The sequence below is a fragment of the Bacillus sp. T17B1 genome, assembly GCF_026796395.1.
In the GTDB taxonomy this organism is placed as follows: domain Bacteria; phylum Bacillota; class Bacilli; order Bacillales; family Bacillaceae; genus Bacillus; species Bacillus spizizenii_A.
Genome location: NZ_JALAYA010000005.1, coordinates 1 through 24719, shown reverse-complemented (window position 1 = coordinate 24719; position 24719 = coordinate 1). Strand labels below are relative to the sequence as shown.

At 42.5% G+C, this 24719-nt stretch carries 33 protein-coding genes; 30 read left to right on the top strand and 3 right to left on the bottom strand.

The features are described from left to right. The first annotated feature begins 20 nt into the window (after positions 1–20). From rplF to rpsI, 20 genes are all read left to right on the top strand, one after another. Positions 21–560: a 50S ribosomal protein L6 gene (rplF, locus tag MOF34_RS03325; RefSeq protein WP_003225814.1), complete on the top strand. Its 540-nt coding sequence runs from the start codon at positions 21–23 to the stop codon at positions 558–560. A gap of 32 nt (positions 561–592) precedes the next feature. Continuing rightward, a complete protein-coding gene (gene rplR / locus MOF34_RS03320; protein WP_003225816.1) occupies positions 593–955 on the top strand; it encodes a 50S ribosomal protein L18 in 363 nt (120 codons plus the stop codon). Positions 956–979: 24 nt separating this feature from the next. Further along, positions 980–1480: a 30S ribosomal protein S5 gene (gene rpsE / locus MOF34_RS03315; protein ID WP_003156493.1), complete on the top strand. Its 501-nt coding sequence runs from the start codon at positions 980–982 to the stop codon at positions 1478–1480. Between the two features lie 13 nt (positions 1481–1493). Continuing rightward, a complete protein-coding gene (rpmD, locus tag MOF34_RS03310; protein ID WP_003156497.1) occupies positions 1494–1673 on the top strand; it encodes a 50S ribosomal protein L30 in 180 nt (59 codons plus the stop codon). Positions 1674–1703: 30 nt separating this feature from the next. Beyond that, a complete protein-coding gene (gene rplO, locus MOF34_RS03305; RefSeq protein WP_019713056.1) occupies positions 1704–2144 on the top strand; it encodes a 50S ribosomal protein L15 in 441 nt (146 codons plus the stop codon). A gap of 1 nt (position 2145) precedes the next feature. After that, complete coding sequence (secY, locus tag MOF34_RS03300; RefSeq protein WP_019713057.1) at positions 2146–3441, top strand: preprotein translocase subunit SecY; 1296 nt, start codon at positions 2146–2148, stop codon at positions 3439–3441. Positions 3442–3495: 54 nt separating this feature from the next. After that, the gene (locus MOF34_RS03295) at positions 3496–4149 is read left to right on the top strand and encodes an adenylate kinase (protein ID WP_019713058.1); all 654 of its coding nucleotides are present in this window, start codon (positions 3496–3498) and stop codon (positions 4147–4149) included. After that, complete coding sequence (gene map / locus MOF34_RS03290) at positions 4146–4892, top strand: type I methionyl aminopeptidase (protein ID WP_019713059.1); 747 nt, start codon at positions 4146–4148, stop codon at positions 4890–4892. The genes MOF34_RS03295 and map overlap by 4 nt, the downstream gene beginning before the upstream one ends. Before the next feature lie 310 nt (positions 4893–5202). Further along, positions 5203–5421 (top strand): translation initiation factor IF-1, encoded by a 219-nt coding sequence (gene infA / locus MOF34_RS03280; RefSeq protein ID WP_003156508.1) that lies wholly within the window; start codon positions 5203–5205, stop codon positions 5419–5421. Between the two features lie 33 nt (positions 5422–5454). Beyond that, positions 5455–5568, top strand: a complete 114-nt coding sequence (gene rpmJ / locus MOF34_RS03275; RefSeq protein WP_003156543.1) for a 50S ribosomal protein L36 — start codon at positions 5455–5457, stop codon at positions 5566–5568. Between the two features lie 22 nt (positions 5569–5590). After that, on the top strand, positions 5591–5956 hold the full coding sequence (rpsM, locus tag MOF34_RS03270) for a 30S ribosomal protein S13 (protein WP_003235095.1): 366 nt from the start codon (positions 5591–5593) through the stop codon (positions 5954–5956). 20 nt (positions 5957–5976) lie between these two features. Beyond that, complete coding sequence (gene rpsK / locus MOF34_RS03265; protein ID WP_010332782.1) at positions 5977–6372, top strand: 30S ribosomal protein S11; 396 nt, start codon at positions 5977–5979, stop codon at positions 6370–6372. Between the two features lie 176 nt (positions 6373–6548). After that, positions 6549–7493, top strand: coding sequence for a DNA-directed RNA polymerase subunit alpha (locus MOF34_RS03260; RefSeq protein ID WP_003225835.1), 945 nt, complete (start codon positions 6549–6551; stop codon positions 7491–7493). A 77-nt stretch (positions 7494–7570) separates the two neighbouring features. After that, positions 7571–7933 (top strand): 50S ribosomal protein L17, encoded by a 363-nt coding sequence (gene rplQ, locus MOF34_RS03255; RefSeq protein WP_003225836.1) that lies wholly within the window; start codon positions 7571–7573, stop codon positions 7931–7933. Between the two features lie 130 nt (positions 7934–8063). Further along, positions 8064–8909 carry an energy-coupling factor ABC transporter ATP-binding protein gene (locus MOF34_RS03250; protein ID WP_268398515.1) on the top strand — a complete coding sequence of 282 codons (846 nt, stop codon included), beginning with the start codon at positions 8064–8066 and terminating at the stop codon, positions 8907–8909. Continuing rightward, entirely contained in the window at positions 8885–9754 is an 870-nt protein-coding gene (locus MOF34_RS03245; protein WP_268398513.1) for an energy-coupling factor ABC transporter ATP-binding protein, read from the top strand. Before MOF34_RS03250 ends, MOF34_RS03245 begins: the two co-directional genes overlap by 25 nt. Next, the gene (locus MOF34_RS03240; protein ID WP_019713062.1) at positions 9751–10548 is read left to right on the top strand and encodes an energy-coupling factor transporter transmembrane component T family protein; all 798 of its coding nucleotides are present in this window, start codon (positions 9751–9753) and stop codon (positions 10546–10548) included. The genes MOF34_RS03245 and MOF34_RS03240 overlap by 4 nt, the downstream gene beginning before the upstream one ends. A gap of 9 nt (positions 10549–10557) precedes the next feature. Next, positions 10558–11301, top strand: coding sequence for a tRNA pseudouridine(38-40) synthase TruA (gene truA / locus MOF34_RS03235; RefSeq protein ID WP_019713063.1), 744 nt, complete (start codon positions 10558–10560; stop codon positions 11299–11301). A gap of 161 nt (positions 11302–11462) precedes the next feature. Further along, positions 11463–11900: a 50S ribosomal protein L13 gene (rplM, locus tag MOF34_RS03230; RefSeq protein ID WP_003241966.1), complete on the top strand. Its 438-nt coding sequence runs from the start codon at positions 11463–11465 to the stop codon at positions 11898–11900. 20 nt (positions 11901–11920) lie between these two features. Then, the gene (rpsI, locus tag MOF34_RS03225; RefSeq protein WP_003225846.1) at positions 11921–12313 is read left to right on the top strand and encodes a 30S ribosomal protein S9; all 393 of its coding nucleotides are present in this window, start codon (positions 11921–11923) and stop codon (positions 12311–12313) included. Positions 12314–12409: 96 nt separating this feature from the next. Here rpsI and MOF34_RS03220 read toward each other — a convergent pair whose 3' ends face one another. Then, the gene (locus MOF34_RS03220; RefSeq protein ID WP_268398510.1) at positions 12410–13150 is read right to left on the bottom strand and encodes a gamma-glutamyl-gamma-aminobutyrate hydrolase family protein; all 741 of its coding nucleotides are present in this window, start codon (positions 13148–13150) and stop codon (positions 12410–12412) included. Positions 13151–13300: 150 nt separating this feature from the next. Here MOF34_RS03220 and MOF34_RS03215 point away from each other — a divergent pair, with 150 nt between their 5' ends. The 9 genes from MOF34_RS03215 to salA all read left to right on the top strand — a co-directional run bounded on the left by MOF34_RS03215 (position 13301) and on the right by salA (position 22234). After that, a complete protein-coding gene (locus MOF34_RS03215; protein WP_268398508.1) occupies positions 13301–14878 on the top strand; it encodes a glutathione ABC transporter substrate-binding protein in 1578 nt (525 codons plus the stop codon). A gap of 89 nt (positions 14879–14967) precedes the next feature. Next, entirely contained in the window at positions 14968–15891 is a 924-nt protein-coding gene (gsiC, locus tag MOF34_RS03210) for a glutathione ABC transporter permease GsiC (RefSeq protein ID WP_268398507.1), read from the top strand. Between the two features lie 15 nt (positions 15892–15906). After that, positions 15907–16779: an ABC transporter permease subunit gene (locus tag MOF34_RS03205; protein ID WP_268398505.1), complete on the top strand. Its 873-nt coding sequence runs from the start codon at positions 15907–15909 to the stop codon at positions 16777–16779. A gap of 11 nt (positions 16780–16790) precedes the next feature. Then, on the top strand, positions 16791–17786 hold the full coding sequence (locus MOF34_RS03200; protein WP_268398504.1) for an ABC transporter ATP-binding protein: 996 nt from the start codon (positions 16791–16793) through the stop codon (positions 17784–17786). Further along, positions 17779–18756 carry a dipeptide ABC transporter ATP-binding protein gene (locus MOF34_RS03195; RefSeq protein WP_268398502.1) on the top strand — a complete coding sequence of 326 codons (978 nt, stop codon included), beginning with the start codon at positions 17779–17781 and terminating at the stop codon, positions 18754–18756. Before MOF34_RS03200 ends, MOF34_RS03195 begins: the two co-directional genes overlap by 8 nt. Before the next feature lie 146 nt (positions 18757–18902). Further along, positions 18903–19670, top strand: coding sequence for a class I SAM-dependent methyltransferase (locus tag MOF34_RS03190; RefSeq protein WP_019713066.1), 768 nt, complete (start codon positions 18903–18905; stop codon positions 19668–19670). A 194-nt stretch (positions 19671–19864) separates the two neighbouring features. Beyond that, positions 19865–20308, top strand: coding sequence for a YbaK family protein (locus tag MOF34_RS03185; RefSeq protein ID WP_019713067.1), 444 nt, complete (start codon positions 19865–19867; stop codon positions 20306–20308). A 59-nt stretch (positions 20309–20367) separates the two neighbouring features. Continuing rightward, on the top strand, positions 20368–21081 hold the full coding sequence (gene cwlD / locus MOF34_RS03180) for an N-acetylmuramoyl-L-alanine amidase CwlD (protein ID WP_019713068.1): 714 nt from the start codon (positions 20368–20370) through the stop codon (positions 21079–21081). Between the two features lie 94 nt (positions 21082–21175). Then, on the top strand, positions 21176–22234 hold the full coding sequence (gene salA / locus MOF34_RS03175) for an iron-sulfur carrier protein/transcriptional regulator SalA (RefSeq protein ID WP_268398500.1): 1059 nt from the start codon (positions 21176–21178) through the stop codon (positions 22232–22234). A gap of 37 nt (positions 22235–22271) precedes the next feature. Here salA and gerD read toward each other — a convergent pair whose 3' ends face one another. Continuing rightward, the gene (gene gerD / locus MOF34_RS03170; protein WP_014112358.1) at positions 22272–22829 is read right to left on the bottom strand and encodes a spore germination lipoprotein GerD; all 558 of its coding nucleotides are present in this window, start codon (positions 22827–22829) and stop codon (positions 22272–22274) included. A 108-nt stretch (positions 22830–22937) separates the two neighbouring features. Here gerD and kbaA point away from each other — a divergent pair, with 108 nt between their 5' ends. Then, entirely contained in the window at positions 22938–23534 is a 597-nt protein-coding gene (gene kbaA / locus MOF34_RS03165) for a KinB-signaling pathway activation protein (RefSeq protein WP_268398498.1), read from the top strand. Here the strand turns inward: kbaA and pdaB are convergent, their stop codons facing one another. Further along, the gene (gene pdaB / locus MOF34_RS03160) at positions 23535–24299 is read right to left on the bottom strand and encodes a polysaccharide deacetylase family sporulation protein PdaB (protein ID WP_019713071.1); all 765 of its coding nucleotides are present in this window, start codon (positions 24297–24299) and stop codon (positions 23535–23537) included. Between the last annotated feature and the right edge of the window lie 420 nt (positions 24300–24719).

Genomic DNA, 24719 nt, shown 5'->3' with positions numbered 1-24719 from the left:
CATGAATGGAGGTGTTTGGTATGTCTCGTGTAGGTAAGAAGCTACTTGAGATTCCTTCTGATGTTACAGTAACGTTAAATGATGACAATACTGTAGCTGTGAAAGGACCAAAAGGAGAATTAACTCGTACGTTTCACCCTGATATGGAGATTAAAGTAGAGGACAATGTGCTTACAGTCACTCGTCCTTCTGATCAAAAAGAGCACCGTGCTTTGCATGGTACGACGCGCAGTCTGCTTGGCAACATGGTTGAAGGTGTATCTAAAGGATTTGAAAGAGGTTTGGAATTAGTCGGTGTCGGTTACCGTGCGTCTAAATCTGGCAATAAACTTGTTTTAAACGTTGGATACTCTCACCCTGTTGAGATCGTTCCTGAAGAAGGCATCGAAATCGAAGTTCCTTCTCAAACTAAAGTAGTTGTAAAAGGTACAGACAAAGAACGTGTAGGAGCTATCGCTGCTAACATTCGTGCTGTCCGTTCCCCAGAGCCTTACAAAGGTAAAGGAATCCGCTACGAAGGTGAAGTTGTTCGCCGCAAAGAAGGTAAATCTGCTAAGTAAGATCGCTTAAAGTGAAGAAAGGAGTGACCTAGATGATTACGAAAACTAGCAAAAATGCTGCTCGTCTTAAAAGACACGCTCGTGTTCGCGCTAAACTTTCCGGTACTGCTGAAAGACCGCGCCTGAACGTTTTCCGTTCTAACAAGCACATTTACGCTCAAATCATCGATGATGTAAATGGTGTGACACTTGCTAGTGCATCTACTCTCGATAAAGACTTGAACGTTGAAAGCACTGGAGATACTTCTGCTGCTACTAAAGTTGGAGAATTAGTTGCAAAACGTGCTGCTGAAAAAGGCATTTCTGACGTAGTATTTGACCGTGGCGGATACTTATACCATGGACGTGTAAAAGCTTTGGCTGATGCCGCTCGTGAAGCTGGACTTAAATTTTAATAAAAGAAGGAGGGACACATGATTATGCGTCGTATTGACCCAAGCAAATTAGAGTTAGAAGAACGCTTAGTTACGGTTAACCGCGTAGCGAAAGTTGTTAAAGGTGGTCGTCGTTTCCGCTTCGCAGCTCTAGTCGTTGTCGGTGACAAAAACGGACACGTAGGATTCGGTACTGGTAAAGCACAAGAAGTACCAGAAGCGATCCGCAAAGCTGTTGAAGATGCGAAAAAGAATTTGATTGAAGTACCAATGGTTGGAACTACAATTCCACACGAAATCATCGGACGTTTCGGTGCAGGTAACATCTTGTTAAAACCTGCTTCTGAAGGTACTGGAGTTATCGCTGGAGGCCCTGTACGTGCGGTACTTGAGCTTGCTGGTGTAGCTGATATCCTTTCTAAGTCTTTAGGTTCTAACACACCGATCAACATGATTCGTGCAACACTTCAAGGCTTAAGTGAACTTAAGCGTGCTGAAGAAGTTGCGAAGCTTCGTGGAAAATCTGTAGAAGAACTGTTAGGATAAGGAGGGAATATTAATGGCTAAATTAGAAATTACCCTCAAACGAAGTGTAATCGGTCGCCCGGAAGATCAACGCGTTACTGTCAGAACACTTGGTTTAAAGAAAACAAACCAAACTGTTGTTCATGAAGACAACGCTGCGATCCGTGGTATGATTAATAAAGTATCTCATTTAGTTTCTGTTAAAGAACAATAAAAATAATTGATCGGATAAGGAGGTGTCCTAATGAAACTTCATGAATTAAAACCTTCAGAAGGTTCACGCAAAACGCGTAATCGCGTAGGTCGTGGTATTGGTTCTGGCAACGGTAAAACAGCTGGTAAAGGTCACAAAGGTCAAAACGCTCGTTCTGGCGGCGGTGTACGCCCTGGATTCGAGGGGGGACAAATGCCTTTATTCCAACGTCTTCCTAAACGCGGTTTCACTAACATTAACCGCAAGGATTACGCTGTAGTCAACCTAGACAAATTGAACGGTTTTGCAGAAGGAACGGAAGTCACTCCTGAACTTCTTCTTGAGACTGGTGTTATTAGCAAACTTAATGCAGGAGTAAAGATTCTTGGCAACGGTAAATTAGAGAAAAAATTAACTGTAAAAGCCAATAAATTCTCTGCTTCTGCAAAAGAAGCTGTTGAAGCTGCTGGCGGTACAGCTGAGGTGATCTAACTTGTTTAAAACAATCTCCAACTTTATGCGTGTGAGTGATATCAGGAATAAAATCATATTCACTTTACTCATGCTTATCGTCTTTCGCATAGGTGCGTTTATTCCTGTGCCTTATGTTAACGCTGAAGTGTTACAGGCACAGTCTCAAATGGGTGTTTTTGATCTCCTTAATACATTTGGCGGCGGTGCGCTTTACCAATTTTCCATTTTTGCAATGGGAATTACTCCTTATATCACAGCTTCGATCATCATTCAGCTGCTTCAGATGGATGTTGTGCCGAAGTTTACCGAGTGGTCTAAGCAAGGTGAAGTTGGCCGCCGTAAATTAGCTCAGTTCACAAGGTACTTTACGATTGTGCTTGGTTTCATCCAGGCGTTAGGTATGTCTTACGGATTCAACAATCTGGCAAACGGTATGCTGATCGAAAAATCCGGTATATCGACATATCTCATCATTGCTTTAGTACTCACTGGCGGAACTGCCTTTTTAATGTGGCTTGGAGAACAAATTACGACTCATGGAGTAGGCAACGGAATATCGATCATTATCTTCGCGGGGATTGTGGCTAGTATTCCAAAAACAATTGGACAAATATATGAGACTCAATTTGTCGGCAGCAACGATCAGTTGTTTATTCATATTGTGAAAATCGCACTTCTTGTGATTGCGATTTTAGCAGTTATTGTTGGAGTTATTTTCATTCAGCAAGCCGTACGGAAAATTGCAATTCAATATGCTAAAGGCACAGGTCGTTCACCTGCTGGCGGAGGTCAGTCTACACACCTTCCATTGAAAGTGAATCCTGCAGGGGTTATTCCGGTAATCTTTGCGGTTGCGTTTTTGATAACGCCGCGGACGATCGCGTCATTCTTTGGAACAAACGATGTGACAAAGTGGATTCAAAACTACTTTGATAATACGCATCCGGTGGGTATGGCGATATATGTTGCGTTGATTATTGCCTTTACGTACTTTTATGCTTTTGTACAGGTCAATCCTGAACAAATGGCTGATAACCTTAAAAAACAGGGTGGCTATATCCCGGGGGTTCGTCCAGGGAAAATGACTCAAGATAGAATTACGAGCATTTTGTATCGACTTACGTTTGTGGGTTCTATATTCTTAGCCGTGATTTCCATTCTTCCTATCTTTTTCATTCAATTCGCTGGATTGCCTCAAAGTGCACAAATTGGCGGAACATCTTTGTTAATTGTTGTCGGGGTAGCCTTGGAGACAATGAAACAACTAGAAAGCCAGTTGGTGAAACGAAACTACCGTGGATTTATGAAAAACTAGAGGAAATGGATTTATCCATTCCCTCTTAATAAAGAGAGGACGGGGGAAATCCGAATGAACTTAGTCTTAATGGGGCTTCCTGGTGCCGGTAAAGGTACACAGGGCGAACGAATTGTTGAGGATTATGGGATTCCTCATATCTCAACAGGAGATATGTTCCGTGCTGCTATGAAAGAAGAAACGCCACTCGGACTCGAAGCAAAATCTTATATTGATAAGGGAGAGCTCGTACCTGACGAAGTCACAATCGGAATTGTCAAAGAAAGACTTGGCAAAGATGATTGTGAAAGAGGTTTTCTTCTGGACGGATTTCCGCGAACAGTCGCTCAAGCTGAAGCTCTTGAAGAAATTCTTGAGGAATATGGCAAGCCGATTGATTATGTCATTAACATTGAAGTCGACAAAGACGCTCTAATGGAACGTCTGACTGGACGCAGAATTTGCAGTGTTTGCGGCACAACCTATCATTTAATCTTTAATCCACCGAAAACGCCGGGTGTTTGTGATAAAGACGGAGGCGAACTCTATCAACGGGCAGATGATAATGAGGAAACCGTCTCTAAACGGCTTGAGGTAAACATGAAGCAAACTCAGCCTTTACTCGATTTCTATTCTGAGAAAGGTTATCTTGCAAACGTGAATGGCCAACAGGACATTCAAGACGTTTATGCAGATGTGAAGGATCTTCTTGGAGGATTAAAAAAATGATTATCTGTAAAACCCCACGTGAACTTGATATCATGCGGGAAGCAGGGCGAATCGTGGCTTTAACTCATGAAGAGTTAAAAAAGCACATTAAACCAGGAATCTCGACAAAAGAATTGGATCAAATTGCCGAACGTTTTATTAAGAAGCAGGGTGCAATCCCATCTTTTAAGGGGTATAATGGGTTTCGCGGGAGCATTTGCGTATCAGTTAATGAAGAACTCGTTCACGGCATTCCTGGCAGCAGGGTGCTAAAGGACGGAGACATCATCAGTATTGATATCGGTGCTAAATTAAATGGTTATCATGGTGACTCTGCATGGACATATCCGGTAGGAAACATCAGTGATGATGACAAAAAACTTCTGGAAGTAACAGAGGAGTCTTTATATAAAGGCTTGCAGGAAGCAAAACCAGGTGAACGTTTGTCGAATATTTCCCACGCAATACAAACGTATGTCGAAAATGAGCAGTTTTCAGTTGTTAGGGAGTATGTCGGACATGGTGTTGGTCAAGACTTGCATGAGGACCCGCAAATTCCTCATTACGGTCCGCCCAACAAAGGACCACGGCTTAAACCTGGCATGGTTCTCGCTATTGAACCTATGGTGAACGCTGGCAGCCGCTACGTGAAAACATTGGCTGATAACTGGACGGTTGTAACGGTAGATGGGAAAAAGTGTGCTCATTTTGAACATACGATTGCGATTACGGAAACGGGTTTTGATATACTGACGAGAGTCTAGGTGATGAAATAATTCCGAAGACAGATGTTTTTCCAGCTTGATAGGGCAGAAAGTTTGGATGAACATTGGCAGGACCGAATTCATCTTGTCGTTGTCATTGGGATTTTTGACCATCATCAATGTACTAACAGCAGACGGAGAAAAGCGTACATTACATTCTCCTAAGAAAAAGAATATCAATCATTTAACCCTTTATGATTGCGTATCTCCGGAAGTTCAGAACAGTATAAACGAAACAGGGCGTGTGACAAACTTCTTTTGAAATTTGTCAGAAAGCAAGTTACTGATTTGAAGAAGGGAGAACACTTGAATGGCGAAAGACGATGTAATTGAAGTGGAAGGTACGATAGTCGAAACACTGCCAAACGCGATGTTCAAAGTTGAACTTGAAAATGGCCACACTGTTTTGGCTCACGTATCTGGTAAAATCCGCATGCACTTCATTCGCATTTTACCTGGAGACAAAGTTACGGTAGAATTATCTCCATATGACTTAACTCGTGGCAGGATTACGTACCGTTACAAATAAAGCACTCCGGAAACTGAAGGAGGTTGGAAACACATGAAAGTGAGACCATCAGTTAAACCAATCTGCGAAAAATGTAAAGTTATTCGCAGAAAAGGAAAAGTAATGGTGATCTGTGAAAATCCAAAGCATAAACAAAAACAAGGATAATTTATAAGGAGGTGCCCAGAGAATGGCTCGTATTGCTGGTGTAGATATCCCACGTGACAAACGTGTTGTTATTTCTTTAACTTACATCTTCGGAATTGGCCGCACAACGGCTCAGCAAGTTTTAAAAGAAGCTGGAGTTTCAGAAGATACTCGTGTGCGCGATCTTACTGAAGAAGAACTTGGTAAAATCCGTGATATTATTGACAAACTGAAAGTAGAAGGTGACCTTCGCCGTGAAGTTTCTCTTAATATCAAACGTCTGATCGAAATCGGAAGCTACCGCGGAATCCGTCATCGCAGAGGATTACCTGTTCGCGGACAAAACTCTAAAAACAATGCGCGTACTCGTAAAGGTCCGCGTCGTACTGTAGCTAACAAGAAAAAATAAGTAAGGGAGGTTCTTAAACAATGGCTGCTGCTCGTAAATCTAACACGCGTAAACGTCGCGTGAAAAAGAATATTGAGTCTGGAATTGCTCATATTCGTTCAACTTTCAATAACACGATCGTTACGATCACTGACACTCATGGCAATGCTCTTTCTTGGTCAAGTGCCGGAGCTTTAGGATTCAGAGGTTCTCGTAAATCTACTCCTTTTGCTGCGCAAATGGCTGCAGAAACAGCTGCTAAAGGTTCAATCGAACATGGTCTTAAAACACTTGAGGTTACTGTTAAAGGCCCTGGTTCAGGCCGTGAAGCTGCAATCCGTGCACTTCAAGCTGCTGGACTAGAAGTCACTGCTATCAGAGACGTAACTCCTGTTCCTCATAACGGATGCCGTCCACCAAAACGTCGCCGCGTGTAATTTGTTTGTATAGATTTTGTGTCCCTGTCAATAATGGGTTATGATACAGTTATTTATGAAACGAATGCACCGACTCGTTGCCTGAGCACATACGGGACTAAACAATGGGGAATTTCGGATGGAATCTCATATGATTCTATTCGAGGTTTCGACGTTTTGAAGGAGGGTTTTAAGTAATGATCGAGATTGAAAAACCAAAAATCGAAACGGTTGAAATCAGCGACGATGCCAAATTTGGTAAGTTTGTCGTAGAGCCACTTGAGCGTGGATATGGTACAACTCTGGGTAACTCCTTACGTCGTATCCTCTTATCCTCACTCCCTGGTGCCGCTGTAACATCAATCCAGATAGATGGTGTACTGCACGAATTCTCGACAATTGAAGGCGTTGTGGAAGATGTTACAACGATTATCTTACACATTAAAAAGCTTGCATTGAAAATCTACTCTGATGAAGAGAAGACGCTAGAAATTGATGTACAGGGTGAAGGAACTGTAACGGCAGCTGATATTACACACGATAGTGATGTAGAGATCTTAAATCCTGATCTTCATATCGCGACTCTTGGTGAGAATGCGAGTTTCCGAGTTCGCCTTACTGCTCAAAGAGGACGTGGGTATACGCCTGCTGACGCAAACAAGAGAGACGATCAGCCAATCGGCGTGATTCCGATCGATTCTATCTATACGCCAGTTTCTCGTGTATCTTATCAGGTAGAGAACACTCGTGTAGGCCAAGTTGCAAACTATGATAAACTTACACTTGATGTTTGGACTGATGGAAGCACTGGACCGAAAGAAGCTATTGCGCTTGGTTCAAAGATTTTAACTGAACACCTTAATATATTCGTTGGTTTAACTGACGAAGCTCAGCATGCTGAAATCATGGTTGAAAAAGAAGAAGATCAAAAAGAGAAAGTTCTTGAAATGACAATTGAAGAATTGGATCTTTCTGTTCGCTCTTACAACTGCTTAAAGCGTGCGGGTATTAACACGGTTCAAGAGCTTGCGAACAAGACGGAAGAAGATATGATGAAAGTTCGCAATCTAGGACGGAAATCACTTGAAGAAGTGAAAGCGAAACTAGAAGAACTTGGACTCGGACTTCGCAAAGACGATTGACTAGTTTCCCTTGTGAACTAGGATTTTCGTGTGTTTATTATTCAGAAACAGCATTTCAATAAAGGAGGGGACATCACATGTCATACAGAAAACTAGGACGTACGAGTGCACAGCGTAAAGCTATGCTTCGTGATCTTACAACTGATTTGATCATCAACGAAAGAATCGAAACAACTGAAACACGTGCGAAAGAACTTCGCTCTGTAGTTGAAAAAATGATCACGCTTGGCAAACGCGGTGATCTTCACGCTCGCCGTCAAGCTGCTGCATACATCCGCAACGAGGTTGCTAACGAAGAAAATAACCAAGATGCACTTCAAAAATTATTCTCTGACATTGCAACTCGTTACGAGGAGCGCCAAGGTGGATACACACGTATTATGAAGCTTGGTCCTCGCCGTGGTGACGGAGCACCAATGGCAATTATCGAATTGGTTTAATCACATATTTTTGTGTGTCTAAAGAAGGGCGGGACAGTTTCTAACTGGATCTATGCCCTTTTTTTAGATACTGCAACTTTTTTATATAAAGAGAAAAGCAGAGCATGAGCTGAGAGGAGGCCGGTTTTCCATGAATCAAAATCAGTTGATATCGGTAGAGGATATCGTTTTTCGATATCGGAAAGACGCAGAAAGACGGGCACTTGACGGCGTCTCCCTGCAGGTGTATGAGGGTGAATGGCTTGCAATTGTAGGTCATAATGGTTCAGGGAAATCAACACTGGCCCGGGCATTGAATGGTTTAATCCTTCCTGAATCAGGCAATATCGAGGTTGCCGGGATTCAATTGACAGAGGAATCGGTTTGGGAAGTGCGAAAGAAGATAGGTATGGTCTTTCAAAATCCGGATAACCAATTTGTCGGAACGACTGTTCGCGATGATGTGGCTTTTGGTTTAGAAAACAATGGTGTACCGCGCGAAGAAATGATTGAGAGAGTAGACTGGGCAGTAAAACAGGTGAACATGCAAGATTTTCTCGATCAAGAGCCGCACCATCTCTCCGGAGGCCAAAAGCAGAGAGTTGCGATTGCGGGGGTTATTGCCGCACGTCCTGATATTATTATCTTAGATGAAGCAACATCCATGCTTGACCCGATTGGGCGAGAAGAAGTGCTAGAGACGGTAAGACATTTAAAGGGCCAGGGCATGGCGACTGTCATATCCATCACACATGATCTGAATGAGGCAGCAAAAGCAGACAGGATCATTGTGATGAATGACGGTAAGAAATATGCCGAAGGGCTGCCTGAAGAAATTTTCAAATTGAATAAAGAACTTGTTCGAATTGGGCTTGATTTACCCTTCTCATTCCAGCTTAGCCAGCTTTTAAGAGAAAATGGACTGGCATTGGAAGAAAATCATTTGACTCAGGAAGGGCTGGTGAAAGAGCTATGGACATTACGATCAAAGATGTAGAACATCGTTATCAGATGAAGACGCCGTTTGAGCGCCTTGCATTGTATGATATCAATGCATCGATTAAAGAAGGCAGCTACGTAGCCGTTATTGGGCATACAGGCTCTGGCAAGTCCACTCTTCTTCAGCACCTGAATGGTCTTCTGAAGCCGACGAAGGGACAGATATCACTAGGTAGCACTGTCATTCAGGCAGGGAGAAAGAATAAAGAGCTGAAAACCCTTCGTAAAAAAGTCGGAATCGTTTTCCAATTTCCGGAGCATCAATTATTCGAAGAAACAGTTCTCAAAGATATATCGTTCGGACCGATGAATTTTGGTGTGAAAAAAGAGGATGCTGAACAAAAAGCCAGAGAGATTCTGAAGCTTGTAGGTTTATCAGATGAGCTTTTGGACAGATCGCCTTTTGAATTAAGCGGGGGGCAAATGCGCAGAGTTGCAATTGCCGGCGTACTTGCAATGGATCCTGAAGTGCTTGTTTTGGATGAACCGACTGCAGGATTGGACCCAAGAGGGCGAAAAGAGATTATGGACATGTTTTATGAGCTTCATCAACGAGGAAACCTGACGACGGTTCTTGTAACACACAGTATGGAGGATGCGGCTGCATACGCTGATGAAATGATCGTCATGCATAAAGGAACGATACAGGCATCAGGCAGTCCGCATGATTTGTTTTTAAAAGGTGAAGAGATGGCTGGCTGGGGGCTGGATCTTCCGGAAACGATAAAATTCCAAAGGCAGCTGGAAGCTGCACTTGGCGTCAGATTTAAAGAGCCTATGCTCACAATGGAAGATGCCGCTGCTGAAATCCGTGCACTTTTCCAGGGGGAAAAGCCCTTATGATGGACAGCATGATTATCGGCAAGTATGTACCGGGTTTCTCACTTGTACACCGGCTTGATCCCAGAACAAAACTCATTACGATCTTTTTATTTGTCTGCATCGTATTCCTAGCCAATAATGTACAGACATATGCGCTGCTTGGATTATTTACTGTAGGCGTCGTTTCTTTAACTAGAGTTCCTTTCTCTTTTTTAATGAAAGGCCTAAAGCCAATCATCTGGATTGTCCTCTTTACGTTCATTCTTCACATTTTAATGACACATGAAGGACCGGTTATTTTTCAATTAGGCGTTTTCAAAGTCTATGAGGGCGGTTTGGCTCAAGGGATATTCATTTCTCTTAGATTCGTCTATTTGATTTTTATGACAACCTTATTAACGCTGACGACAACACCGATTGAGATTACCGATGGAATGGAGCAGCTGCTGAATCCATTGAAAAAAATAAAGCTTCCTGTTCACGAGCTTGCTCTTATGATGTCAATTTCTTTGCGGTTTATCCCGACCTTGATGGAGGAGACGGATAAGATCATGAAGGCTCAGATGGCGCGGGGCGTTGATTTTACAAGCGGACCTGTCAAAGACAGAGTGAAGGCTATTGTCCCGCTTCTTGTCCCTCTCTTCGTCAGTGCATTCAAACGCGCCGAAGAGCTTGCTGTGGCAATGGAAGCCAGGGGCTATCAAGGCGGAGAGGGACGTACGAAATACAGAAAGCTTGTATGGACAGGAAAAGACACTTCTGTCATTGTGAGCTTGATGGTTTTGGCTGCTTTGTTATTTTTCTTAAGAACGTAGAGGTGCTGTATGAGATTGAAATGCACAATTTCTTATGACGGACATTTGTTTAATGGGTATCAGGTGCAGCCGGGCAAAAGAACGGTTCAGGATGAACTGGAGAAGGCTTTGGCTGTCCTTCATAAGTCGAAAGACAGAATTTCGGTCGTTTCATCAGGAAGAACAGATAGCGGGGTTCATGCAGCAGGACAGGTGATTCATTTTGATACTCCGCTGTCTATTCCGGCGGAGAGATGGCCATATGCTTTAAATGCACTGCTTCCGGACGATATCGCAGTCAAACAGGCAGAAATTGCGGATGATGGGTTCCATGCACGATTTAGCGCAGTTAAAAAAGAATATCGCTACTTTGTATATACGGAGAAACACCCGGACGTATTTAAACGGCATTACGCTTACCATTTTTCATATCAACTAAATGTGCAGAGCATGAGAGAAGCGGCAAAGCATCTTATAGGCACACATGATTTCACGAGCTTTTGCGCGGCTAAAACAGAAGTGCAGGACAAGGTAAGAACGATTTACGAACTTGATTGGACTGAGACGGATGACGGCCTGCAAATGCGGATCACAGGCAGCGGTTTCTTATATAATATGGTCAGAATTATTGCGGGTACTTTGCTTGATGCAGGTATTGGAAAAATTTCTCCCGATGATGTGAAATCCATGCTGGCAGCGAAGGATCGCGAAGCGGCAGGGCGTACAGCACCGGGGCATGGGCTATATTTATGGAACGTTTACTATGACAACTAAACCAGGTGTATAATATTTTCTTGACAGAGTCTGCATAAAGTTATAAGATATCATATGGTATGTATTTCAACCCCACGATAAGCCCCGGAACTTATTGTGTTGTGAAATAGAACGTAATCGAAGTTTATTGAAAATGACAGATCATTTAGGAGGGAAATTCAATGCGTACAACACCTATGGCTAACGCAAGTACTATTGAACGCAAGTGGTTAGTTGTTGATGCTGCTGGCAAGACTTTAGGCCGTCTTTCTTCAGAAGTTGCAGCTATCCTTCGCGGAAAACACAAACCAACTTACACACCACACGTTGATACAGGAGATCATGTGATCATCATCAACGCTGAAAAAATCGAGTTAACTGGTAAAAAGTTAACTGACAAAATCTACTACCGTCACACTCAACATCCAGGCGGATTAAAATCAAGAACTGCTCTTGAAATGCGTACAAACTACCCTGAGAAAATGCTTGAGCTTGCTATCAAAGGCATGCTTCCAAAAGGTTCTCTAGGTCGTCAAATGTTCAAAAAATTGAACGTATACCGTGGTTCTGAGCATCCACATGAAGCACAAAAACCTGAAGTTTACGAACTTCGCGGTTAATTAAAAAGGAGGTTACCAATTTGGCACAGGTTCAATATTACGGTACTGGCCGTCGTAAAAGTTCTGTAGCGCGTGTGCGCTTAGTTCCAGGAGAAGGTCGTATCGTCGTTAATAATCGTGAAATCAGCGAGCACATCCCATCTCCAGCTCTAATCGAAGATATCAAACAACCATTAACTTTGACTGAAACAGCTGGCACTTATGATGTTTTAGTAAACGTACATGGAGGCGGCTTATCTGGTCAAGCTGGAGCAATCCGTCATGGTATCGCTCGTGCTTTGCTTGAAGCAGATCCAGAATACCGTGCAACACTTAAACGTGCAGGTCTTCTGACTCGTGACGCTCGTATGAAAGAACGTAAAAAATACGGTCTTAAAGGCGCTCGTCGTGCACCTCAGTTCTCAAAACGTTAATTTTGCGTTTTCAAAAGCTCTCGACCTTGTGTTGGGAGCTTTTATAAATTGTTTAAAAAAGCAGAAGCCTCTATATGAGTGCTTCTGCTTTTTACTTTATAATACGGCCATTTTTTGCTGTTTGGCTTTCTCCACTAAAGTTTCGAATAGCTTCAGCATGAGCGGGTACCCTTTTGTCAACATTTCTGGATGCCACTGAACCCCAAGCACAAATGTGCCGTTTTCCATTTCAATTGCTTCAATGACTTCATCCCGTGCCCGGGCAGATATGAGAAACCCGGGAGCCACATCTTTAATCGCTTGGTGATGGAACGAATTGACCAGCGCTGTATCACCAAATACAGAATGAAGGTGTGTACCCGTTTCAATATCAATGGTATGAGTGGGTACCTCGGTATTATTGTACTGATCATGTTTAATAGATGCATTCTCCATATAAGACAGATCCTGATAAATAGAGCCGCCAAACGCGACATTCAAAATTTGCAATCCTCTGCAAATAGCAAATACGGGCTTGCCGGCAGCAATGGCTTTTTTTATTAGTAATTGGTCAAATTCATCTCGCTCGGGGAAAACTGAACCTTGCTTAGCAAGAGGCTCCTCACCGTAAAGGAGTGGGTTAACATCATGTCCTCCAGACATCACAAGCCCATCTATTTGCTGTATCATCTGATTGATTGTTTCTTCATCATTTACGACTGGTACGATAAAAGGGACGCCTCCCGCATCTAAAACAGATTGAACGTATGTATCATTCACATAGGCACGCTTATAACCTGGGAAACGCCCGCCTTGATCAATAATGATACTTCCTGATATGCCGATAACAGGTTTCATCTAAAATCATTCCTTCCAACTGACTCTACTGCAGACTGCCATAAAGCTTATTAAACTTATCCGCATTATTGACAATATCTCGCTTCTCTTGTAGTATACACTATTGTTCAATTAGTTTAAATTTTAACAATTTTATACGGGGGGTTTAAAGTGAAAAAGCGGTTTATATTCAGCTTATCATTTGTACTTATAGCCAGTATTTTCTTAGCAGCATGCGGTAACGACGATAAAAATAATAAAGCCTCAGAAAGTACGGGTTCATCAAGTGATACATTCACGGTTGCTTTAGAAAGTGATGTGACAACGCTTGATCCTCATGATACAAACGATAATGCCTCTTATACGGCTGAATCAGCTATGATGGAAGGACTTTTAGGCTTTGATAAGGATAACAAAGTCATTCCTGTGCTAGCCAAAAGCTATGAAGTGAACAAAGACTCGACTGAGTTTACGTTCAAGCTGAAGAAAGGAATCAAGTTCCAAGACGGAACGGCCTTTAATGCCCAAGCGGTAAAAACAAACATTGACCGTCTTGCCGATCCTGACTCCAAGCTAAAACGACATAGTTTATTTGAGTTAGTAAAGGAAACGAAAGTAATAGATGATGATACCGTGCGTATTACTTTAAGTAAGCCATTTGCGGCGATGATCAACAACTTTGCCCATCCGGCAGCTATGATGATCAGTCCTGATGCGATTAAAAAATATGGCGACAAAGTATCACAGCACCCGGTCGGAACAGGACCATTTACATTAGAAAAATGGCAGCACGGCGAATATCTTAAATTAACTGCCAATAAAGATTACTGGAACAAGAACCTTCCAAAGGTACATAACATTGTCTTTAAGCCTGTTCCTGAAAATGGGGCACGAATTGCGATGCTTCAAACAGGAGAAGCTGACTTTATCTATCCGGTACCTCCGACAGATACAAAAACGATTGAGAACACCGACGGACTGTCACTGGTTACAAAGCCGTCTTTAATTGTGAAGTACTTTTCAATGAATACAATGAAAAAGCCTTTTAATGATGTGAAAGTCCGCCAGGCTATTAACTATGCAATTGATAAAGAAGCTTTCCTGAAAGTTGTATATAACGGATATGCTTCTGAAGCGAAGTCATCTATTGCACCTGATACACAGTTTTACGCTGAACAAACACCATACGAATATAACATCAAAAAAGCAAGGCAGCTTTTAAAAGAAGCGGGCTATCCAAATGGGTTTGAGGCAACAATCTGGGGCGGAAACAGCTCTGATAAGGTTAAAATGATGGAATTTTATAAGCAGCAGCTTGATAAAGTAGGAATTACATTAAAAACAGTTCCTATGGAAAGCGGTACAATAGGGGATAAAATCTGGGGCGTTACAAATGCGAAAGATGCTGATCTAGAGCTTTATAATGGTGGATGGTCTCCGTCTACCGGCGATGCCGACTGGGGTCTCCGCCCAGTCTTTGGCGGAGAAGAAGCATTCCCGCCGAATTCTTATAACACGTCTTACTATCAAAGTGGTACTGTAAACAGTCTTCTGAACCAAGCGTTACAAACTTCTGACACGGCGAAACGCAAAGAATTATATGGAAAGGCACAGCGACAGATTTGGGAAGATGCTCCGTGGGTTTTCCTTGCTGTACCAGATTTGATTTATGCGAAAAAAGACAGTGTAGATGGAGTGGTGATGCAGCCATCAGGTGTGATGGATGTTCGCGGGGCTGAAAAAAAATAATGCTCGCTTGGGTGACTCCAATCCAGCGTGTTCCGGAGGCAGACTCATGTGGGTCAGCCTCCTTTTATTGAAGTCAAGGAGGGCGCCTAATGATAAAATACTCAATCAACCGTTTATTGCTGATGATTCCTCTTTTGTTCATTATTACTGTCATTGTCTTTATGTTCGTGCATATGATTCCCGGAGACCCTGCCCGGTTAATCGCAGGCAGTGATGCAACAATGGATGAAATCAAATTAGTTAGAGAGAAATATGGCTTGGATCAGCCTTTATATCAACAATACATTTCATATATGTCCAATCTCTTTCAAGGAGATCTGGGAACCTCTATTCAGGCAGGAAGACCTGTGGCAGAGATGCTGTCTGAGCGGTTTATGCCGACATTTTGGCTGACAGTTGTCAGCATGTTTTGGTCACTGCTATTCGGAATTCCGATCGGCTTAGTTTCAGCTGTCAAAAGAAACAAGTGGCAGGATCATGCCACAATGATTTTTGCTGTTTCTGCGATATCCATTCCTTCTTTCTGGCTGGGGCTTATGCTTATGCAGTTATTTTCCGTTCAGTTAGGCTGGCTTCCTACAGGGGGGATGGACTCTTGGCAACATTATATACTCCCTTCTATTACGTTAGGAGCAGGAGTTGCAGCTATCATTGCCCGCTTTACAAGATCTGCAGTCATGGATGTGTTAAAGAATGATTATATCCGGACGAGCAGAGCCAAAGGCCTGCATGAATATACGGTTCTTATGAAGTATGCCTTCAGAAATGCAATGATTCCGGTAGTCACGATGACTGGATTACAGTTCGGGTTTATGCTGAGCGGATCAATTATTACAGAAACATTATTCAGCTGGCCTGGACTGGGACGTCTATTAATTAATTCAATTGTGTCAAGGGATTATCCGGTTATACAAGCTGAACTTTTATTATTTTCTTTTGAATTTCTACTCATTAATTTAATTGTTGATTTATTATATGGCTGGCTGAACCCGAGAGTACGCTACGGATCATAGGAAGGAGGATTTCAAATGGAGGTAAAGCATGTTGAGAAGCCGGCGAAAAGCAACAGATTACACGATTTTTGGATTTCTTTTAAGAAACAAAAAGTATCGATGATATCCGCTGTATTTCTTTTACTATTATTTCTTGTTGCATTATTCGGCCAGTATTTTGTGCCATACGACCCTGCAAAAGTAGATTATGGCCAATTATTTTTAAAGCCTTCAGCGGCTCATTTGGCGGGGACTGATGCATACGGAAGGGATATCTTCAGCAGGATCTTAGTAGGAGCCAGAATTTCGTTGTTTGTTGGCTTGTCTTCTGTTTTCTTGGGAGCTTTAGCCGGGAGTGCACTTGGCATTATAAGCGGCTATTTTGGTAAGTGGATTGATAGTTTGATTATGAGATTTTGCGATATTTTATTAGCTTTTCCGGGAATGCTGCTGGCCATCGGCATTATCGCAATCCTTGGAACAGGTTTAATGAATGTGGTCTTTGCAGTTGCTATATTCAGTGTGCCTGTATTTGCGCGGATTGTTCGAAGCAGTGTACTGGATATGAAATCAAGCCTGTATGTGGAAGCGGCAAAATCAACAGGTGCTAAAAATACACGCATTATTCTTAAACACATCTTGCCGGGTACATTCTCAACGATTATCGTGTATTTCACAATGAGAATCGGTTCCGCTATTTTAATAGCGGCAGGACTTAGTTTTTTAGGATTAGGAGCAGATCCCTCTACTCCTGAATGGGGCGCTATGCTGAGTGATGGGCACAACTACTTAAACACAGCTCCGCATGTGACGATTTTTCCGGGCCTTGCAATCTTTCTCACCGTTTTAGCTTTTAATCTGCTTGGTGACGGACTCCGGGACGCGCTTGATCCTAAGATAAAGGATTAGGAGGTAAATGAATGAAACCGATATTAAACGTCAATCAGCTACGGACGAGCTTTTTTGTAAACGGTAAGGAAATTCCTGCAGTTGACGGAGTTGATTTTACGATAAACGAAGGTGAGATTCTGGGTATTGTCGGTGAATCCGGGAGCGGAAAAAGCGTCACCTCTTTATCCATTATGAAACTGTTAAAAGACACACCGGGAAAAGTCGTCGGCGGATCGATTCATTTTGACGGCAGAGACCTATTAGCTCTCTTAGAAAAAGAAGTACGGGAACTGAGGGGGAATGAGATCGCCATGATATTTCAAGAGCCGATGACTTCATTAAACCCTGTTTTAACGATAGGGAATCAGCTAAGAGAGGCGATTAAAAAGCACCTCAATTATTCACGCAAGAAAGCGGATCAACATGCAGTTTCAATGCTGACACAAGTCGGTATTTCAAGGGCTGATGAAATTTTACAGCAGTACCCTCACCAATTGTCCGGAGGAATGAGGCAGCGCGTCATGATCGCCATGGCCATGTCTTGCTCGCCTAAATTATTAATCGCCGATGAACCTACGACAGCGCTTGATGTGACGATTCAAGCCCAAATACTAGATGTCATGAAAGATATGCAGGAGAAACACGGCACATCGATATTGTTGATCACACATGATCTTGGCGTCATCGCTGAAACGTGTGACCGACTGGCTGTAATGTATGCAGGGAGAATTGTAGAACAAGGCTCGGTTTATGATCTGTTTGATGATCCAAAGCATCCGTATACAAAAGGGCTGCTGGAATCCATCCCTCGTATCGGAAGGCGACAGGAACGGTTGCATTCTATCCAAGGAAATGTCCCGATGGCAGAGGATTGGCCGGCCGGATGCAAATTTGCATCACGCTGTCCGTTTGTCTTTGATAAATGCCTGAAAAAAGAGCCGCCGTTGCTAAACGTGGGGGAAGGAAGAACAAGCCGATGCTGGCTGAATGAAAATGAGGGAAAGGAGGGGCAAGCATATGAATGATGAGCCTTTAGTTGAAGTGAAACACTTGAAAAAAATCTTTGCAGATTCATCCGGCCTTTTTAAAAAATCAAAGCCCGTGAGAGCGGTGGATGATATATCATTTACTATTAATCGCGGAGAAACTTTCGGCCTTGTCGGAGAGAGCGGATGCGGAAAGTCGACAACCGGACGGATGTTAATGAAGCTACTGGAGCCGACAGAAGGCAGTATTCTGTTTAACGGACAGGATATTACGAAAATGAATGAGAAAGACGTGCGTAATTTGCGTAAAGATTTTCAAATGGTGTTTCAAGATCCTTATGCCTCATTGAATCCCAGAATGAGAGTGAAAGAAATCATAGAAGAACCGTTGATTGTTCATGGACTCATGACTTCTTCTGAACGTGAAAGAAAAGTGCATCAGCTTTTGGATACAGTGGGGCTGTCCCGCCAGCACGGCAGTCGTTTTCCGCATGAATTCAGCGGCGGGCAAAGGCAAAGAATCGGAATCGCCCGGGCTCTTGCTGTTAATCCGAAACTAATTATTGCCGATGAGGCTGTTTCCGCACTCGATGTATCGATTCAGTCGCAGATACTTAACCTGATGAAGGACCTGCAGAAGGAATTTGGTTTAACCTATTTGTTTATAGCACATGATTTAAGTGTCGTTGATTTTATAAGTGACCGTATAGGTGTGATGTATCTTGGCAAACTGGTTGAAGTTGGCGATCGCGATTCAATTATACAGAATCCGAAGCACCCGTATACAAAAGCGTTGCTGTCAGCTGTCCCGATCCCAGACCCGCATCGCAGAAAGGAACGCATCTTGCTTAAAGGTGATTTGCCTAGCCCTTCAAATCCGCCTGCCGGCTGTCCATTTCATACCAGATGCCCTGCTGTCATGGAGCAATGCAAAACAAAGATGCTGATGCTAAGCAATATGTCCAAGCAGCACCAAGTGTTTTGCCACTTATATGATTCAAAAAAATGATATGATATTCACTGGCCAAAAAAATCACATTTCCTTTGTGATTTTTTTGCGTTTTTATGAACTTTTTTCTAGATATACAAAGGGAAAGCGATAACAACCTAGAAATATTTGTTATACTCTATACATTAAAGTAAGGAGAACGATTCATGAATGCGTTAATAAACCATAATAGCAAAGCCTGGGATCAAAAAGTAGAAACAGGCAATGAATGGACTGTTGCTGTTGATCAGCATGTCATCGAACAAGCGAAAACAGGCAATTGGGATATAAGGGTAACACCAATGAAAGATGTACCGAGGGATTGGTTTCCCCCTGTCAACGGACTGAAAGTACTCTGTTTAGCATCAGGTGGCGGCCAGCAAGGCCCGATTTTAGCAGCTGCAGGAGCGGATGTCACTGTATTGGATAATTCGGAGAAACAGCTGGATCAGGATAGAATGGTTGCTAAGCGCGACGGTCTCACAATACATACTGTCAAAGGAAGCATGGACGATCTCAGTCAGTTTAAGGATGAATCTTTTGATGTTATTGTACATCCTGTTGCCAATGTTTTTGTTGAGAATGTTCTCCCGGTATGGAAGGAAGCGCACCGTGTGCTGAAAAGAAACGGCGCTCTCATTTCAGGGTTTGTAAATCCAGTCGTGTTCCTGTTTGATGTTGAATTGGAACAGCAAGGGATTTTAAAAGTCAAACACTCCATTCCATATGCCGACTCAGAAGATCTCCCAAAACATAAAGTGAAAAAATTGATTGAAAATCAGGAGGCTCTGGAATTCGGCCATTCTCTAGAAGACCAAATCAAAGGCCAAATTGATGCCGGTTTTATCGTCACAGGTTTTTATGAAGATAAAGGCGGGTTTGTATTGGACCAGTATATTCATACATATTCTGCAACAAGAAGCGTGAAATTATGAAAAAGCAGCGACCTGTTAAAGGGCTGCTTTTTTAATAACCACTAACAGGAACGTTCGTTCTGGATCTGCGGAAAGCTGCTATTCCTCTCCTTATTATCGATTCGGCACCTTCATTTGGGCGAATTTCCAATCGAATTCGGGCATTGATTCACCACCCAAACCTCAAAATAACCGGTAAAAGGAGAGTGAATTGTATGGCAGAAGTACTGTCTTTTATGGATGTGAAACGCCAAAAGGATTTTGAATTAGAAAAGAACTTGCTCAAAGAACTCTCTCTGAGACAAATTATCCAGTCTGTTAAGGACTGTTTGGAACCATTATTTCCATTCCTACATGATGAAAGAGATATTATTACCGAAGGCTGTATTGATTTTGCGATAGAAGCCTATTTGTTAGGCGGGCGATTTGGGATATTCGGTTATTACGGAGAATCCATGCAAAGCATCAGTGCCCGCTCTGCAAGAGAAGAAGAAGAGCTTCGTATGGAGTTTTTTGATTATCTCTATAATTGGACACACGAGCAATACGCAGCATTTGATAAAAATACGGTATACGAAGCAGCACGCAAGTTCATTAAAGACTGGTGGACAGAGGGGTTTGTCCAACGAGAAAAACAGTGTAAGCTTCGCATGCGTTAATCATATTTCCCTGCCCTGTCCCATAGTTATGTAGTAACGGACAAGCGGGAGGGGAAGGGATGAGGAAAAAGCTTAAATGGCTTGGTTTTTTGCTAGGCTTCATCGTATTACTATTTCTATTCAAGTATCAGTTCAGCGATAACGATTCTTGGAAGCCGTGGAGTCTGCCCTTGAGCGGGAAAATTATTTATTTGGATCCAGGTCATGGCGGGCCCGACGGCGGAGCAGTCGGCGGAAAGCTGTTAGAGAAGGATGTAACCCTGGAAGTGGCCTTTAGAGTCAGGGATTATCTTCAAGAACAAGGCGCGCTTGTCATCATGACCAGAGAAAGTGATACTGATCTCGCTCCAGAAGGAACGAAGGGCTACAGCAGACGAAAAGCGGAGGACTTAAGGCAGCGAGTTCATTTAATAAACCATTCAGAGGCTGAACTCTATATCAGCATTCACCTCAATGCGATTCCGTCACAAAAATGGAGCGGAGCCCAAAGTTTCTATTATGGAAAATTTGCGGAAAATGAGAAAGTCGCGAAATACATTCAGGATGAGTTGAGAAGAAACTTGGAAAACACCACTCGGAAAGCAAAGCGGATTCATGGTATCTACTTAATGCAAAACGTCACCAAACCGGGGGCGCTTGTAGAAATCGGATTTTTATCCAATCCAAATGAAGCAAGGCTGCTCGGGAAGTCGAAATATCAGGACAAGGTGGCATCTTCCATATATAAAGGCATTTTGCGATATTTCACAGAAAAAGGAGACCCTCCGGAGTAAAGGAGGGTTTTCTTAGGTTCTAAGCATAAGACACCCGCCATTTATGTATGATATAATAATGCTTGTAAACGAATACACAAAAGGGTGAGGTTCGATGATAAGAGAAGATGAAGTAAGAAAACTAGTCGGTGAAATGCGCGAACCTTTTCTTCAAAGACCTCTGGGAGAATTGGATGCCGTTAAGGAAATTAAAATAAAGCCTGAAAAACGGCATGTTAGTGTAAAAGTCGCTCTTGCAAAAACCGGAACTGCAGAACAAATGCAGATTCAGCAAGAGATCGTAAACATCTTAAAAGGGGCAGGCGCTGAGACGGTCGGCCTTCGTTTTGAAGAGCTGCCTGAAGAAACGGTTGCAAAATTCCGGGCGCCGTCAGCTGAGAAAAAAACATTGTTAAATATGGATAACCCACCAGTCTTTCTTGCTGTAGCAAGCGGAAAAGGCGGCGTAGGCAAATCAACTGTGTCAGTAAACCTTGCTATTTCTCTGGCTCGTCTTGGGAAAAAGGTCGGTTTAATTGATGCGGATATTTATGGCTTCAGTGTGCCGGACATGATGGGTATCACTGTGCGCCCTACTATTGAAGGAGAGAAACTGCTTCCTGTTGAACGCTTTGGGGTAAAGGTGATGTCAATGGGCTTCTTCGTAGAAGAAAATGCTCCGGTCGTGTGGAGAGGGCCGATGCTTGGCAAAATGCTAAACAACTTTTTCCACGAAGTAGAGTGGGGAGAAGTAGATTATATCGTTCTTGATCTTCCGCCTGGGACGGGGGATGTTGCTCTCGATGTACATACTATGCTTCCAAGCTGCAAAGAAATCATTGTATCGACTCCGCATCCAACAGCTGCTTTTGTCGCAGCGAGAGCGGGTTCTATGGCGATTAAAACCGATCATGAGGTCGTTGGTGTCATAGAAAACATGGCTTATTATGAAAGTGCAAAGACAGGGGAAAGAGAATATGTCTTTGGAAAAGGCGGGGGAGATAAACTAGCTGAGGAACTCAACGTGCCTTTGCTCGGCAGAATCCCGTTGAAACAGCCTGATTGGAATCAGGACCAATTTGCGCCGTCTGTTTACGATGAAAATCATCCAATTGGAGAAATATATCAGGACATTGCAAAAAATATAGTTGCAAAATTGTCAGTGCAAGTATAAAAAAGGTGAACCGGGATTCTAGATCCCGGCTCTCCCTTTATTCACTTTCTTTGGCAGTGTCTTTTGCTGCTTTTTTTAGCTCATCTTCGAACTGTTTTTTGTAAAGCGGACTAGAAAGTGTCTCATTAATAACCTCTTCTAAATAACTGCGGAATTCTTGGCTTTTTGCCAGTTCGCTATACTTTTTGTTCATGCCCGGATCCTGCATAACGCCCATCAGCATCTTCTGGTAATCCGGATCCTTCATCAGTTTTTTAATCACTTTCTCATGCTCTGTCTGAAGAGTTTTGGCAAAGCCTTGAGCAAAATCAGTGTCTTCAAAGATGTTTTTCCAGAATTCTTCACCTTTTTTAGAGGTGAGTGTTTTTTCTATTGTTCCTTTAATTGCATCTTGATCAATCACCAGCGCTTCATTCATCGCATCATCGTTTAATAATTCCTTAATCGCTTTCTTTCCGTCATCAGTTTTTAATATATCAACAACCATTTTTTTGGTCTGATCATAGTCCATATCCGCTGCTTGGTCTTTTGGAGCGCAAGCTGTTACAGATAATAACAAAAAACAGCTCATCAATAGCATTTTGGCTTTTGACATGCATAAGCTCCTTTCACATACTTGTCTTACTTTTAATATGATTCATCTGTTTGGATTTATACATAACAAAATATCGCCTTTGCGATTTTTGAGGGGATGAATAAAGAAATGAAAAGCCGTGGTTTAGTTCGTTTTTTCTTTTCTATTTTAGCTGTTGGAGCGGTTATCACGAGTATTGTGGGTTTTGCTCTAAAATGGGGAGAATATAGGGGACTGTTTCTTGCTTTTGAAGCGGGACAGATTTTCTCTGTTTTATTTTGGTTTATCGGTGTAGGCATGATATTCAGTGTAATCAGCCAAATGGGTTTTTTTGTGTTTTTAACAGTTCACCGGTTTGCGCTTGAGATATTAAGGTCCTCGTCTATGTGGAACTTGCTTCAGCTGTTTTTTATCCTGTTTGTTGCTTTTGATTTAATGTATGTGCGTTTTTTATTTTTTGGAGAGAGCGGGGATTTGCTGGCTGGCTATGCGTGGTTACCTTTGTTTTTATTGATTTTTGGAGTAATTACAGCTTATATAAAGCAAAAGCAGTCCTCTAAGAAAACGTTTGTGTCATCGTTGTTTCTAATGGTTGTGATTACCGCATTAGAATGGTTCCCTGCGCTAAGAGTAAATGATGAGGACTGGCTTTATTTAATGCTTTTCCCGTTAATGGCGTGTAATGCTTTTCAACTGCTGATGCTGCCAAAATTTGCAGCGAAGTGATTACTTTACCTCTGCGGATTTGGCATCTGCATTTGCAATGAGATCACCTACGGTTACGTTTTTTAATCCTTTTTCTTTCAGCTGGTGGATGATATCGGGTAACGCTTCTTCTGTTTGTTTTGCCGAGTCGGAGGCGTGTAAAAGAATGATGTCTCCTCCGGAAACTTGCTTGGTCACATTGTTGATGATTTTATCAACCCCGGGATTTGTCCAATCATGAGAGTTCACACTGTAATGCACAACTGTATAATTGTATTGCTTTGCGACCGTTAGAACATTCTGATTGAATTGTCCGGTAGGGGGTCTTAATAGCTGTATGTCTTTGATTCCTAACTTTCCAAAGGCGGTTTGTGCACGGTTAATGTCCTTTTTGATTTCGCTGCTTTCTAAATTAGCATAGTTTTTATAGGCGTACCCCATGCTCCCGATTTGATGACCATCCTTCACTATACGTGCCACTGTGTCAGGGTGGCGTTCGGCCCAAGAAGCGGAAAGGAAAAATGTCGCATTTTTAATCCCATTCGCTTTCAAGGTGTCAAGAATGGGTTCTGCTTTCTTATCCCCCCAGCTGATATCAAACGTAAGTGCGATGTCCTTCGAATCCGTTTCTCCTTTATAGATGGCTTTAGGTCCAGTGTCAGTTGAAAACACGGGAAGCGGGACAGCTCTTTGAATGTAAAAAAAACTGGCTGCTGCGAATGCAGCGATAAGTATAATAATAAATTGCTTCACTCGTTTAATGTGCCACACATAGAAGTGATTCACTGATGATGCCTCCTTATCTTGTCCATCATTCCTGTGTTACATCTTATGAGCATGGCCGATTGAATATAACCGATAAAATGTCTCTTTACATACAGCTTAAATTTGTTGTTGACCTTTTGATAATATCCGTGATATATTATTATTCGTCGCTGATAAACAGCCGGCATAACTAAAAGCTTCATTAAACACTTTGAAAAAAGTTGTTGACTTAACAGAAGCTAAATGTTATAGTAATAAAGCTGCTTCATTGAGAAGCAACGAAATGATCTTTGAAAACTAAACAAGACAAAACGTACCTGTTAATTCATTTTTATAAAATCGCACAGCGATGTGCGTAGTCAGTCAAACTAAGGCCTGCACGACGCAGGTCACACAGGTGTCACCGCAGGATGCGGTGAACTTAACCTGTGATCCATTTTA